10 protein-coding genes and 1 pseudogene are annotated in these 13,255 nt (G+C 70.8%); 1 reads left to right on the forward strand and 10 read right to left on the reverse strand.

Annotated features, from left to right (window positions below):
• Nucleotides 1-58 precede the first annotated feature (58 nt).
• The 4 genes and pseudogenes from ACIRL2_RS11650 to ACIRL2_RS11665 all read right to left on the reverse strand — a co-directional run bounded on the left by ACIRL2_RS11650 (nt 59) and on the right by ACIRL2_RS11665 (nt 4,091).
• Complete coding sequence (locus ACIRL2_RS11650) at nt 59-1,648, reverse strand: Na+/H+ antiporter (protein ID WP_402231740.1); 1,590 nt, start codon at nt 1,646-1,648, stop codon at nt 59-61.
• A gap of 116 nt (nt 1,649-1,764) precedes the next feature.
• Nucleotides 1,765-2,709 (reverse strand): RluA family pseudouridine synthase, encoded by a 945-nt coding sequence (locus ACIRL2_RS11655; protein ID WP_395862450.1) that lies wholly within the window; start codon nt 2,707-2,709, stop codon nt 1,765-1,767.
• Nucleotides 2,710-2,993: 284 nt separating this feature from the next.
• A pseudogene (lspA, locus tag ACIRL2_RS11660) lies at nt 2,994-3,611 on the reverse strand (signal peptidase II); the annotation flags it as partial.
• Between the two features lie 30 nt (nt 3,612-3,641).
• Complete coding sequence (locus ACIRL2_RS11665; RefSeq protein WP_395862449.1) at nt 3,642-4,091, reverse strand: TraR/DksA family transcriptional regulator; 450 nt, start codon at nt 4,089-4,091, stop codon at nt 3,642-3,644.
• A 628-nt stretch (nt 4,092-4,719) separates the two neighbouring features.
• On the opposite strand from ACIRL2_RS11665, the gene ileS reads away from it, so the two are divergent.
• The gene (gene ileS / locus ACIRL2_RS11670) at nt 4,720-7,869 is read left to right on the forward strand and encodes an isoleucine--tRNA ligase (RefSeq protein ID WP_395862447.1); all 3,150 of its coding nucleotides are present in this window, start codon (nt 4,720-4,722) and stop codon (nt 7,867-7,869) included.
• A gap of 139 nt (nt 7,870-8,008) precedes the next feature.
• On the opposite strand, the gene ACIRL2_RS11675 is transcribed toward ileS, so the two are convergent.
• From ACIRL2_RS11675 to ftsZ, 6 genes are all read right to left on the reverse strand, one after another.
• Nucleotides 8,009-9,274 carry a DivIVA domain-containing protein gene (locus tag ACIRL2_RS11675; RefSeq protein WP_395862445.1) on the reverse strand — a complete coding sequence of 422 codons (1,266 nt, stop codon included), beginning with the start codon at nt 9,272-9,274 and terminating at the stop codon, nt 8,009-8,011.
• Nucleotides 9,275-9,319: 45 nt separating this feature from the next.
• On the reverse strand, nt 9,320-9,604 hold the full coding sequence (locus ACIRL2_RS11680) for a YggT family protein (RefSeq protein WP_020552920.1): 285 nt from the start codon (nt 9,602-9,604) through the stop codon (nt 9,320-9,322).
• 65 nt (nt 9,605-9,669) lie between these two features.
• Complete coding sequence (locus ACIRL2_RS11685) at nt 9,670-10,314, reverse strand: cell division protein SepF (protein ID WP_026218733.1); 645 nt, start codon at nt 10,312-10,314, stop codon at nt 9,670-9,672.
• A 73-nt stretch (nt 10,315-10,387) separates the two neighbouring features.
• Nucleotides 10,388-11,113, reverse strand: a complete 726-nt coding sequence (locus ACIRL2_RS11690) for a YggS family pyridoxal phosphate-dependent enzyme (protein WP_395862443.1) — start codon at nt 11,111-11,113, stop codon at nt 10,388-10,390.
• Between the two features lie 43 nt (nt 11,114-11,156).
• Nucleotides 11,157-11,888 (reverse strand): peptidoglycan editing factor PgeF, encoded by a 732-nt coding sequence (gene pgeF, locus ACIRL2_RS11695; RefSeq protein ID WP_395862442.1) that lies wholly within the window; start codon nt 11,886-11,888, stop codon nt 11,157-11,159.
• 58 nt (nt 11,889-11,946) lie between these two features.
• The gene (ftsZ, locus tag ACIRL2_RS11700) at nt 11,947-13,119 is read right to left on the reverse strand and encodes a cell division protein FtsZ (RefSeq protein WP_395862440.1); all 1,173 of its coding nucleotides are present in this window, start codon (nt 13,117-13,119) and stop codon (nt 11,947-11,949) included.
• Nucleotides 13,120-13,255 lie beyond the last annotated feature (136 nt).

Raw genomic sequence — 13,255 nt, forward strand, 5'->3', positions numbered from 1 at the left:
ACGGGATGCGGGAAACCATCGGACAAAGGGTCAACCGTACCGGGCGCCGACGCCGGGTTCAGCGCATGCTGCGCAGGTCCAGGCGGCGCAGCACCCGGTCGGCGGCGGCCGGGTCTACCCCGCGCCGGCTCCGGGCCGCGATCACCTCGCGGCGCGCGGCGGCGGTCATCTCCGCCTCGATCTCGTGCAGCAACTTGATCCGTCGGGAGCGTTCGACCACCGCGTCGGCCAACTCCTCGGTCGCGCCCTCCGGCCTGAGCTCGGCGAGCATCGCCTTCTGCCGGGCGCGCAGCCGCTGCACCATCTCGTCCGGGAGGTCGCGCTCCTCGTCCAGTTCGCGCAACCGGCCCAGCGCCGCCTTGGTCGCGGCGGCCACGATGGCGCGTTCCTCGCGGCCCTCCGCCTCGTCCTCCTCGGCGACCCCGAGCCGGCGCACCAGCCAGGGCAGGCTGACCCCCTGGAGCAGCAGGGTCACCACGATCACGCAGAACGCGATGGCGATCAGCCGTTGTCGCTCGGGGAACGCCTCGTCGGCGTCGGTGGTCAGCGGCAGCGCGAGCGCCAGCGCGATGGTCACCACGCCGCGCATGCCGGCCCACCACACCACGACGGTCTCGCGCGGGTCCGGGGTCTGCGTCTCGCCGGTGGTCGGCAGTCGGTTGTGCAGCCGTCGGGCCAGCGCCGCGACCGGGAACAACCACAGGCCGCGGATCACGATCAGCACCAGGACCACGGCGCCGGCCTCCCAGAACAGCCGGACCCGGTCGCCGCGCAGGTCGTGGAAGATCTCCCACATCTCCAGGCCGATCACGCCGAACGCGACGCCGGTGACCACCAGGTCGACGACCTCCCAGAACGAGCGCCCGGTGAGCCGGCCGACCACGTTGTCCGCGTCCTCGGCGACCGAGCCCAGGTAGAACGCGGTGGTCAGGACCGCGAGCACGCCGGAGCCGTGCAGTTCGTCGGCGACCACGTAGGCCAGGAACGGCACCAGCAGGGTGAGCAGGGTCTGCAGGGTGGGCTCGTCGAGCCGGCCGAGCAGCAGTCGACCGGCCAGGCCGACCGCGAAGCCGATCCCGACGCCGACCACCGCGGACAGCGCGAACATCCCCACCGCCTCGACCGGCGAGAACGTGCCGCCGACCACGGCCGCGACCGCGACCTGGTAGAGCACGAGCGAGGTGACGTCGTTGAAGAGCCCCTCGCCCTCCAGGATCGACACCAGGCGCCGGGGCAGTCTCAGGCTCCCGGCCACCGCCGTGGCGGCCACCGGATCCGGTGGCGCGACCAACGCGCCCAGCGCGACCGCGGCCGCGAACGGCAGCCCCGGCACCATCGCGTTCGCCACCGCCGCCACCGCGGCCGTGGTGACCAGGACGAGCGCGACCGCGAGCAGCAGGATCGGGCGGGCGTTGGCGGCGAACTCGCGCCAACTGGAGCGCTGCGCCGCCGCGTAGAGCAGCGGCGGCAACAACAGCGGCAACAGCAGGTCGGGATCGATCCGCAGGGTCGGCACGAACGGCAGCCAGCCCAGCAGCACGCCGTACAGGGTGAGCAGCACCGGGAAGGGCAGCCGCAGTCGCCCCGCGAGCGGCACGACCACGACCGTGCCGAACATCAACAGGAACAGCAGCGTGAGCTGACCCACTCCGCCCCCAGACCGATCGACCGCGATTCGATCTTGGAGCGTTCCCCGAATCTCCGCCGATTCACCGATCCGCAGGCATCGGTGTCACGGCGTCGGCACAGGGTGAAGGGGGAGGATCAGCGGTCGGTGACCCGCTCCAGAGTCGCGGTCAGGTCGGCGGGGTAGCCGCTCTCGTACTGCACCCACGTGCCGTCGCCGGGGTGCTCGAAGGCCAGGCTCACCGCGTGCAGCCACTGGCGCTCCAGGCCCAGCCGCTTGGACAGCGTCGGGTCCGCGCCGTAGGTCAGGTCGCCCACGCACGGGTGCCGCAGCGCCGCCATGTGCACCCGGATCTGGTGGGTGCGGCCGGTCTCCAGCTTGATCGACAGCAGGCTCGCGGCGCGGAACGCCTCGATCGTGTCGTAGTGCGTGACGCTGGGCTTGCCGCCCATCACCACGGCCCACTTGTAGTCGTGGGTCGGGTGCCGGTCGATCGGCGCGTCGACGGTGCCGGTGTGCGGGTCCGGGTGGCCCTGGACCAGCGCGTGGTAGCGCTTGTCCACGGTGCGATCGCGGAACTGCTGCTTGAGCAGCGTGTAGGCGCGCTCGGACTTGGCGACCACCATCAGGCCGGAGGTGCCCACGTCCAGGCGGTGTACGACGCCCTGGCGCTCGGCCGCGCCGGACGTGGAGATCCGGTAGCCGGCCGCGGCGAGGCCGCCGACCACGGTGGTGCCGGTCCAGCCGGGGCTGGGGTGCGCGGCGACGCCGATCGGCTTGTCGATCACCACGATGTGGTCGTCGTCGTGCACGATCCGCATGCCGGGCACGGGTTCGGCGACGAGTTGCACGGGCCTGGGCGCCCCGGGCATCTCGACCTCGATCCAGGCCCCGCCGTTCACGCGGTCGGACTTCCCCGCCGCCCGGCCGTCGAGCTGCACCTTCCCGGCGGCGGCCAGCTCGGCCGCCTTGGTGCGCGAGAAGCCGAACATCCGCGAGAGCGCGGCATCGACCCGCTCGCCTTCGAGGCCATCGGGAACGGGAAGAGTACGGATTTCGGGCGAGCCGGGATTGACAGTCACGAGATACGAGTATGCCCGGCGTCCGGGCCGGACTCGACGGCGTGGTCGGCGCCGGCCGGGTCGACGGGCCGCGTGGACTTCGCCTCGGCCGGGTCGACGGCGGCCCTGGTGGCACCGGACGGCGCGTCGGCGACGCCCCTGCTCGTGCCGTTCACGGTCTCGGCCGACGTGTCGGTCGCGGTCTCGGTCGAGCTCTCGGTCTCGGTCTCGGTCGAGCCGGCGGGAGTCGGCTCGGCCGCCGCGTCGTCCTCGCCCGCCGCCTCGCCTGCCGCGTCGTCCTTCTCGTCGCCCTCCCGGGTGCCGTCCGGCTGCAGGCCCAGGAAGGACAGCAGCACGATCAGGCAGCCGCCGACCACGATCGCCGAGTCGGCCAGGTTGAAGATCGCGAAGTGCTTGGGCGCGATGAAGTCCACGACGTGGCCCTCGAACACGCTGGGCGCCCGGAAGATCCGGTCGGTGAGGTTGCCGAACGCGCCGCCGAGCAGCAGGCCCAGCGCGATCGCCCACGGAAGGCTGTTCAGCTTGCGCGCGAGCCGCAGGATCACCACGACCACGGCGCCGGCGATCACCGTCAGCACGATGGTCAGGCCCTGCCCCATGCCGAACGCCGCACCCGCGTTGCGGGTGGCCCGGAACTGGAGCCAGTCGCCGAAGATGTCGATCGGCGCGTGGTACTCGAGTTTCGCCACCACGATCAGCTTGGTGATCAGGTCGAGGGCGTACGCGAAGCTCGCCACGCCGAGCAGGACGAGGATGTATCGACGGGTGCGCGAACCGGCGGGCGCGGTCGGCTCCTCGCCGCCCGCCCCGCTCTCGGTCGCCCCGGTGTCCGGCTCCTGTGCGAGGGCCTGCGACTCCGCGTCATCCCGTCGTTCCGCTCCGGTGCCGATGGCTCGCTCCAGTCCTTCGGCGCGCCGCCGGCCGCGTGGGCGTTACCGGCGTTCTTCGCGCTGTTTGCAGGTCACACACAGGGTCGCACGCGGGAACGCCTGCAGGCGTGCCTTGCCGATGGCCGAACCACACGACTCGCAGGCCCCGTACGTGCCGTCGGCCAGGCGGCGCAGCGCCTTCTCCGACTGGAGCAGCATGCCACGCGCGTTGTTGGTCAGGGACATCTCGTGCTCGCGCTCGAAGTTCTTGGTCCCGGTGTCCGCCTGGTCGTCGCCCGCGCCCTCGCCGGAGTCGCGCAGCAGATCGGCGATGCCGTTCTCGGAGACCGCGATCTCGGCCCGAAGCTCGTGCGCGGTCTCGATCAGCCCCTCGCGCACCTCGCGCAGTTCCGCGTGCTCCCACGGGTCCTCACCGGGTCGCACCACATAGACCGTCGGTTCATGGAACCCGTCGGGCGGCGTCGCCAGCGTGGTCGTGGCCGTTGCAGTCACGTGTGCAGGTGCCTTCACGGTGCGTCCCGTTCCTCCCCGTACCGAGGCTCGCGGCGTCGCCGTCGTGGTCGCACGACGCGTCCGCCCGCCAGTCGCCTTCTCTGTATCCGTCATGGTCACGGCCCCCTTGTTTCGCTTAGGGATGGGTCGCCCCGGACAACCGGACGCGCCGTCCCGTCACTGATTGCGCCGGGGCGGCGACGTAAATCGGTTGTGCCCAGACGCAACCACGCTTATCCCTCTTCTACGTGTCCCGTTCGTTACCGGTTCCCGAGCGGATCGTTATGCACCCGGGGGCGGGTGAAGTCGGAGGCACGACGACCCGTTCGGGTCGTACAATCCGCAGAGCGAGACGGTGTCGATGGGGACGAGTAGCGCCGCACGCAGCCATCAGCGATCCGGGGACGGTGTGAGCCCGGGGGTGTGCGCGACGTGAAGATCACCCCGGAGCTGTCGGAGGAAAGGTCGATGCGATCCCGGATCGGCCCGTAGAACCGGCCCTCGCACACACGAGTGGGTTGTGCCCGCCCCCGCGGCGCGCGGCCAAGAAGGGTGGTACCGCGGGACCGGCGCACGGCGGTCTCGTCCCTTCGGTAGGCACGCATCACAGCCCGCGGAAGGAAGCCACATGTACCGCCCGGTACCGGCGCAGGTCGACCTGCCCGCCATGGAGCACGAGGTCCTCGCGTTCTGGCGGGACAACGACATCTTCGAGCGCTCCCTCGAACAGAACGCCGACGGCCCGCGCTGGGTCTTCTACGAGGGCCCGCCGACGGCCAACGGCATGCCGGGCGCGCACCACATCGAGGCGCGCGTGTTCAAGGACGTGTTCCCGCGCTACCGCACCATGCGCGGCTACAACGTGCCGCGCAAGGCCGGGTGGGACTGCCACGGTCTGCCGGTCGAACTGGCCGTGGAGAAGCAGCTCGGCTTCTCCGGCAAGCCGGACATCGAGCGGTACGGGATCGCCGAGTTCAACGCGAAGTGCCGCGAGTCGGTGATGACCCACGTGGGCGCCTTCGAGGACCTGACCACCCGGATGGGCTACTGGGTCGACCTGTCCAAGGCGTATCGGACGATGGATCCCGAGTACGTCGAGTCCGTCTGGTGGTCGCTCAAGCAGATCTTCGACAAGGGCCTGCTGACCCAGGACTACCGGGTCGCGCCGTGGTGTCCGCGCTGCGGCACCGGGCTGTCCGACCACGAGCTCGCCCAGGGCTACGAGACGGTCGTGGACCCCTCGGTCTACGTACGCTTCCCGCTCACCTCCGGGCCGCTGGCCGGGCAGGCCGCGCTGCTGGTGTGGACCACCACGCCGTGGACGCTGGTGTCCAACACCGCCGCCGCGGTGCACCCGGACGTGACCTACGTGGTGGCCACCGACGGCGAGGAGCGCCTGGTGGTCGCCGAGCCGCTGGTGGCGAAGGCGCTCGGCGAGGGTTGGGTGGCCACCGGCGAGCGCTTCACCGGCCGGGAGATGGAACGCTGGGCCTACCGGCGTCCGTTCGACCTGCTGCCGCTGGAGGACGCGAACTTCGTCGTGCTCGCCGACTACGTCACCACCGAGGACGGCTCGGGTGTCGTGCACCAGGCGCCCGCCTTCGGCGAGGACGACCTCAGGACCTGCCGGGCGTACGGGCTGCCGGTGGTCAACCCGGTCCGCCCGGACGGCACCTTCGAGCCGGACCTGCCGCTGGTGGGCGGGCAGTTCTTCAAGAAGGCCGACGAGGCGCTGGTCGCCGACCTGCGCGAGCGCGGGCTGCTGTTCCGGCACCTGGAGTACGAACACAGCTACCCGCACTGCTGGCGCTGCCACACCGCGCTGCTGTACTACGCGCAGCCGTCCTGGTACATCCGCACCACCGCGGTCAAGGACGCGCTGCTGCGCGAGAACGAGCGCACCAACTGGCACCCGGACACGGTCAAGTGGGGCCGCTACGGCGACTGGCTGAACAACAACATCGACTGGGCGCTGTCCCGGAACCGCTACTGGGGCACGCCGCTGCCGATCTGGCGGTGCGACGAGGATCACCTCACCTGCGTCGGCTCACTGGGCGAACTGTCCGAATTGACCGGGCGCGACCTGTCCGGCCTGGACCCGCACCGGCCGTTCATCGACGAGGTGGTCTTCGACTGCCGGGCCAAGAGCGGCGACGGCGCGACGTGCGGCGGGCGGGCCGTCCGGGTGCCCGAGGTGATCGACGCCTGGTACGACTCGGGCTCGATGCCGTTCGCCCAGTTCGGCTATCCGTACCGCAACCGCGAGTTGTTCGAGCAGTCCTACCCGGCGCAGTTCATCTCCGAGGCGATCGACCAGACCCGCGGCTGGTTCTACACGCTGATGGCGGTCGGCACGCTCGTGTTCGACCGGTCCTCCTACGAGAACGTCGTGTGCCTGGGGCACATCCTGGCCGAGGACGGCCGGAAGATGTCCAAGCACCTGGGCAACACACTCGAGCCGATCCCGCTGATGGACCGGCACGGCGCGGACGCGGTGCGCTGGTTCATGGCCGCCGGCGGATCGCCCTGGTCGGCCCGCCGGGTCGGGCACGGCACCATCCAGGAGGTGGTCCGCAAGACGCTGCTGACCTACTGGAACACGGTCAGCTTCCAGGCCCTGTACGCGCGCACCGGCGGCTGGACGCCGAGCGCGAGCGACCCGGCCCCGGCCGAGCGCCCGCTGCTGGACCGGTGGTTGCTCTCCGAGCTGAACACCCTCGTGGGCGACGTGGACGCGGCCCTGGAGGCCTACGACACGCAGCGCGCGGGCAAGGCGCTCACCGCGTTCGTGGACGACCTGTCGAACTGGTACGTGCGTCGGTCCCGGCGGCGCTTCTGGAACGCGGAGCCGGCTGCCCTGGCCACGCTGCACGAGGCGCTGGAGACGGTCACCCGATTGATGGCGCCGCTGGTGCCGTTCATCACCGAGCGGGTCTGGCAGGACGTGGTCCGTCCGGTCACCGCGGACGCGCCCGAGTCGGTGCACATGGCCGCGTGGCCGACCGCGGATCCGGCGCTGGTGCACCCGGAGTTGGGCCGGCAGATGACGCTGGTGCGGCGCCTGGTCGAGCTGGGCCGGGCCACCCGCGCGGACTCCGGGGTCAAGACCCGGCAGCCGCTGGGCCGCGCGCTGATCGGCGCGGCGGGCTGGGAGGAGTTGTCCGGGGAACTGCGCGAGCAGATCGCCGAGGAGCTCAACGTGGTGTCCGTCGCGGCGCTGTCCGAGGCGGGCGGCGACCTGGTCGAGTACAGCGCCAAGGGCAACTTCCGCGCGCTGGGCAAGCGGTTCGCCAAGCGCACCCCGGTGGTGGCCGCGGCGATCGCCGCCGCCGACGCCGGGACGCTGGCCGCGGCGCTGCGCGCGTCCGGCACCGCCGTCGTCGTGGTCGAGGGCGAGGAGGTCGAGGTGGTGGCCGAGGAGGTCATCGTCACCGAGACCCCGCGCGAGGGCTGGACGGTGGCCGGCCAGGACGGCGCCACCGTCGCGCTCGACCTGACCATCACGCCCGAGCTGCGGCTCGCGGGCCTGGCCCGCGACGTGGTCCGGCTGATCCAGGAGGCGCGCAAGAACAGCGGCCTGGAGGTGTCCGACCGGATCCTGGTGTGGTGGGCCGCGGACGAGTCGGAGGAGACCACGTCGGCGCTGCTCGCGCACGGCGTCCAGGTCGCCGACGAGGTGCTGGCGACGCAGTTCACCCAGGGCTCGCCGGAGGACGAGGAGTTGTTCGAGCACGGCGACCCCGCGCTCGGTCTGCGGTTCTGGTTGCGCAAGGTGTGAGCCGACGGGCGGGGCGGCCCCGGCCGCCCCGCCCGAACCATCCCGAGTCGCCCGAAACGCCCCGAAAACCCGAGAAGCGCCCGTCCCCCCGGAGGGGGCGGGCGCTTCTCGGATGTGCCGACCGACGCTCAGTGGCCGGTCAGTTGTCGGGGTCCTCGTCGATCAGGAACCCGCGCATCGGCGACGGCTGCTGCATCTGCTGCGGCTGCGGGGCCTGCGGACGCACCGGCGACATCTGCTGCGTCATGGCCGGGCTCATCTGCTGCCCGATCGACGGCGTCATGGCCGGCGACATCGACGAAGGCTGGGACATCGACTGCGACATCGGTACCGGCGCGGACGACATGGCCGGCGGCAACGAGGCCGTGGCCGGCGTACGCGGCGGCGCGAGCGAGTCGTCGGCCTGCGACTCCAGCTGGCGGAGCTGGCTCTCCAGGTACGACTTCAGGCGCGTGCGGTACTCGCGCTCGAACGCGCGCAGGTCGTCGACCTTGCGCTCGAGCGTGGCGCGGGCGCTCTCCAGCGAGCCCATCGCGACGCGGTGCTTCTCCTGCGCGTCCCGCTCGAGGGCGTCCGCCTTGGAACGCGCGTCGCGCTCCATGCCCTCGGCGCGGGTGCGCGCCTCGCCCACTATCTTGTTCGCCTCGGAGCGGGCCTCGGCGATCGCCTGGTCCGCCGTCTGCTGCGCCAGCGCGAGCACCCGGGCGGCACTGTCGCCACCGGGGTTGCCCATCTGCTGCTGCGGTCCACCGGGACCGAGCTGCGGCGGGCCGCCCTGCAACTGGTGCTGCTGAAGCTGCTGTTGGTGCTGCGGCGGGCCCTGGAGCTGGTGTTGCCCGCTCATGCCGGAATTGCCCATCCCGGGGCCGCCCTGCAGCTGGTGCTGGCCGCCCTGGAGCTGGTGCTGCTGCTGACCGGGCAGCTGGTGCTGACCGCTCTGCATGCCGGGGCCGCCCTGGAGCTGGTGCTGCGGCGGGCCCTGGAGCTGGTGCTGACCGCTCATGCCGGGACCGAGCTGCTGCGGTCCCCCCATGGGGTGCTGCTGCGGTCCACCGGGACCGAGCTGCTGCGGGCCGCCCTGCATCTGGTGCTGGCCGCCCTGCATCCCCTGCGGTCCACCCATCTGGGGCGGCGGGGGAACCGGGGTCGGCCCGGATATGGCTGCCGGGACGGGTGCGTCGGGGCGCTCGCGCTCCTTGCGCTGTTGAGCCTGCTGCTGACTCTGCGCGGCGGCACGGGTCGCCGCCGCGAGTTTCGCTCGCAGGTCCTCGTTTTCCCGGAGAAGTCGGGTCAGTTCGCCCTCGACCTCATCGAGGAACGCATCGACCTCGTCCTCGTCATAGCCCTCACGGAGACGGACGGTCGTGAACTGCTTGTTACGCACGTCTTCGGGGGTCAACGGCATCTCTTCACCTCAGCGTGATCGTCGGCATCGGACAGACGGTACCGCTTACAGCCTGCCCACGACGGAGATCAGGATGTAGACGATGATCATCAGTACGAAGAAGGACAGGTCGAGTGCTACACCCCCGAGGCGCAGCGGAGGAATGAACCTGCGCAGCAACTTCAACGGTGGATCGGTGATGGAGTACGTCGCCTCCAGCAATACCACCATGGCCCCGCGCGGCTCGTACGACCGCGCGAACTGGAACACGTAGTCCATCACCAAGCGGAAGAACAACACGATCAAAAAGCAGTAGAGCACGATGCGGATGATCTCCAGCGCGATGCTCATGTACCTGCCCCCTCGTGTGCCGTCCTTCTGGTCAGGACCGCACCTAGCCTCAGTTTTCGCACACCTCAGCTCTGATTGAAGAACCCGCCCTCGGCGATGCGGGCCTTGTCCTCGGCTGTCACATCGACGTTAGCAGGCGACAGGAGGAAGACTTTTTGGGTGACCCGCTCGATGCTGCCGTGCAGACCGAACACGAGACCGGCGGCGAAGTCCACCAGGCGCTTGGCGTCGGTGTCCTCCATTTCGGTCAGGTTCATGATCACGGGCGTGCTCTCGCGAAAGTGCTCGCCGATCGTGCGGGCTTCGTTGTAGGTACGCGGGTGCAGCGTCGTGATGCGGTAGGGCTCACGTTCGCTGACGACTTTGTGTACGGTCACCGGTGTGCTGCTCTCGGGACGGCGTTCGGGCATGGCGGACACTGTTGCGCGGTGTTCTTCAAGGCGGCCTTCGTCGCGAAGGGCCCCCGCTTCGCGAAGGGCAGTAGCTCCACGAACGAGATCCTCGCGACGTTCCCGCGATTCCCCACGCGGTTCGCGTACTTCACGTGGCTCCTCACGACGCTCGTCCCGCCGCTCCTCGCGACGATCGGTGCGCTCGACCCGGTCGCGGCCGTCCTGGCCGATGTCGTCCTCATCGTAATCGTCATACTCGTAGACATCGTCCTCCACGAGGCCGAGGTAGACCGCCATCTTGCGCATTGCGCCGGCCATGTTCCGCTTCCTCCGGTCTCACGGTGGATCGGCTGAGGTCACCGTGGGTCGTGCGATCCACTTCACGGCGACGCTACCGGAGGGAAGGCCGGACTCCGAGCACCGCAGTACCGATGCGTACATGTGTCGCCCCAGCCTCGATGGCCGCTTCGAGGTCGTTGCTCATCCCCGCGGAAACCATGTTCGCAGTCGGATGGGCTTCGCGTAGGCGGGTTGCGATTTCTCGCAACCCGGCGAACGCGCGGGCGGGTTCCACGCCCAGCGGGGCCACCGCCATCACCCCGCCCAGGGTCAGGTTCGGCGCCTGGGCCACCACGTCCGCGAGTTCCGCCACATCGGCCGGCGACACCCCGCCGCGCGCCGGGTCTTCATCCAGGCTGACCTGCAACAGCGCGGTGATCGTGCGGTGTTGCCGAACCGCCGCGGCGGACAGCGCGTGGGCGAGTCGGACCCGGTCCAGCGAGTGCACCACATCGGCGTAACCGGCCACCGATTTGGCCTTGTTGGTCTGCAGTTGCCCGACGTAGTGCCACGTCAGGTCGAGGTCCTCGGTGGCCTCCGCCTTGGGCGCGGCCTCCTGGTCGCGGTTCTCGCCCACGTCGCGGACGCCGAGTCCGGCGAGCAGTCGCACGTCGCTCGCCGGGTGGGTCTTGGTCACCACGACGAGGGTGACGTCCTCGCGCGGGCGGCCGGCGGCGGCGCACGCGGTGGCGATGCGATCGCGGACGGCGGCCAGGTTGGCGGCGAGTTCGGCGCCTCGCCCGGCGGGGTCTGCGCTCGGATGAACGTGCGTTTCCATTCGCCCATCGTCGCCGACGGGGGCCGAACACGCCCGGGCGGGGTCAGCCCTCGGCGAGCCACACGTAGCCGGCGATCCGACCCGTGGCCCGGTCCCGCCGGTAGGAGAAATGGTCCGCCGACTCGCGCGTGCAGATGTGCGATTTCTCACCCGACGCCACCCCCTGCGCGGCGAGTTGCGCCCACACGCCGGCCGGGATATCGAGCCCCGGAGTGCCCTCACGGGTGCGCGCGCGGGCCGCTGGGACAACTGCGGACACTTCGTCGCACATCGCCTCGGGAACCTCGTAGCAGGCGCCGCAGACCGCGGGGCCGGTCTCCGCGACGATCCGGGCCGGGTCGGCGCCGAGGGCTCGCATCGCCTCGATCGCGGCGGGCACCACGCCCGCGGCCAGTCCGGGCCGCCCGGCGTGCGCGGCGGCCACGACGCCGGCCTGCGGATCGGCGAGCAGTACCGGGGTGCAGTCGGCGACCAGGACCACGAGCGCCAGGCCCGGGGTCGCGGTGACCACGGCGTCGGTGGCGGGCAGCGGCTCGGCCGAGGCACGGTCGACGACGGTGACCGTGTTGCCGTGTACCTGGTTCATCCAGACCACCCGTTCGGGCGACAGGCCCAGCGCCTCGGCGGTGCGCGCGCGGTTCGCGGCGACCACGCGCGGATCGTCGCCCACATGGTCGCCGAGGTTCAGTTCGTCATACGGCGCGGCGCCCGTGCCGCCCCACCGGTCGGTGAAGGCGAAACGGGCGCCGCCGGCGGCGGCCCTTCGCGTGAACACGTCGGGCCCACCCCTTGTCCGAATTTTTTCGCTACTGCTGCAACCTGCCGATTGTCTTCTACTTCATGAACGGCGGGATGTCGAGATCCAGATCGTCCTTGATCGGTTCCGGCACCAGCGGCGTGCGCGGGCCCGGGGTGGTCGGCGCCGGGTAGCTGGTCGGCGCCGGGGTCGGGTCGTGCAGCACACCCGGACCCGGGTTGGACGCGGGCCGCCCCACCGGCTCGGGCCGCGACGCCTGGGTCGTGGTCGCCGGCTTGCCCAACTCGCTCTTGGACGGCGGCTGCCCACCGTCGAAGCCGGCCGCGATCACGGTGACCCGCACCTCGTCGCCGAGCGCGTCGTCGATGACCGCGCCGAAGATGATGTTGGCCTCGGGGTGCGCGGCCTCGCTGACCAGTTGCGCGGCCTCGTTGATCTCGAACAGGCCGAGGTCGGAGCCGCCGGAGATGGACAGCAACACGCCCCGGGCGCCGTCGATGGACGCCTCCAGGAGCGGGCTGGAGATGGCCATCTCGGCCGCCGCCACGGCACGGTCGTCGCCGCGCGCCGAGCCGATCCCCATCAGCGCCGAACCCGCCTCGGACATCACCGACTTGACGTCGGCGAAGTCCAGGTTGATCAGGCCGGGCGTGGTGATCAGATCGGTGATGCCCTGCACACCGGACAGCAGCACCTGGTCGGCCGAGCGGAACGCGTCCAGGACGCTGACCTGCCGGTCGGAGATGGAGAGCAGTCGGTCGTTGGGGATGACGATCAGGGTGTCGACCTCGTCGCGCAACTGCGCGATGCCGTCCTCGGCCTGGTTCGCGCGCCGCCGTCCCTCGAAGGTGAACGGGCGCGTGACCACACCGATGGTGAGCGCGCCGAGCGAACGGGCGATGTTGGCCACCACGGGAGCGCCGCCGGTGCCGGTGCCGCCGCCCTCACCCGCCGTGACGAAGACCATGTCGGCCCCCTTGAGGACCTCCTCGATCTCCTCGCGGTGGTCCTCGGCGGCCTTGCGACCGACGTCGGGGTTGGCGCCGGCGCCGAGGCCGCGGGTCAATTCCCGGCCGACGTCGAGCTTGACGTCGGCGTCGCTCATGAGGAGGGCTTGGGCGTCGGTGTTGATCGCGATGAACTCGACGCCCTTGAGACCGACCTCGATCATCCGGTTGATGGCGTTGACACCGCCACCGCCGATACCGACCACCTTGATGACTGCGAGGTAGTTCTGGGGTGCTGCCACGTCGAAGGCCTCTCGCCTCGAGTTCCGGTCGGCACGCCGTGGTTCCGGCATGCCGACATTTGCCGACTTGGGGAGGTCGGGACGCGATTTCCGCGAGCCACCAAAACCCTCACCCTCAGGTATAGAGTTACACCGA

Origin of the sequence: Embleya sp. NPDC127516 (assembly GCF_044765325.1) — a bacterium.
Lineage (GTDB): Bacteria > Actinomycetota > Actinomycetes > Streptomycetales > Streptomycetaceae > Embleya.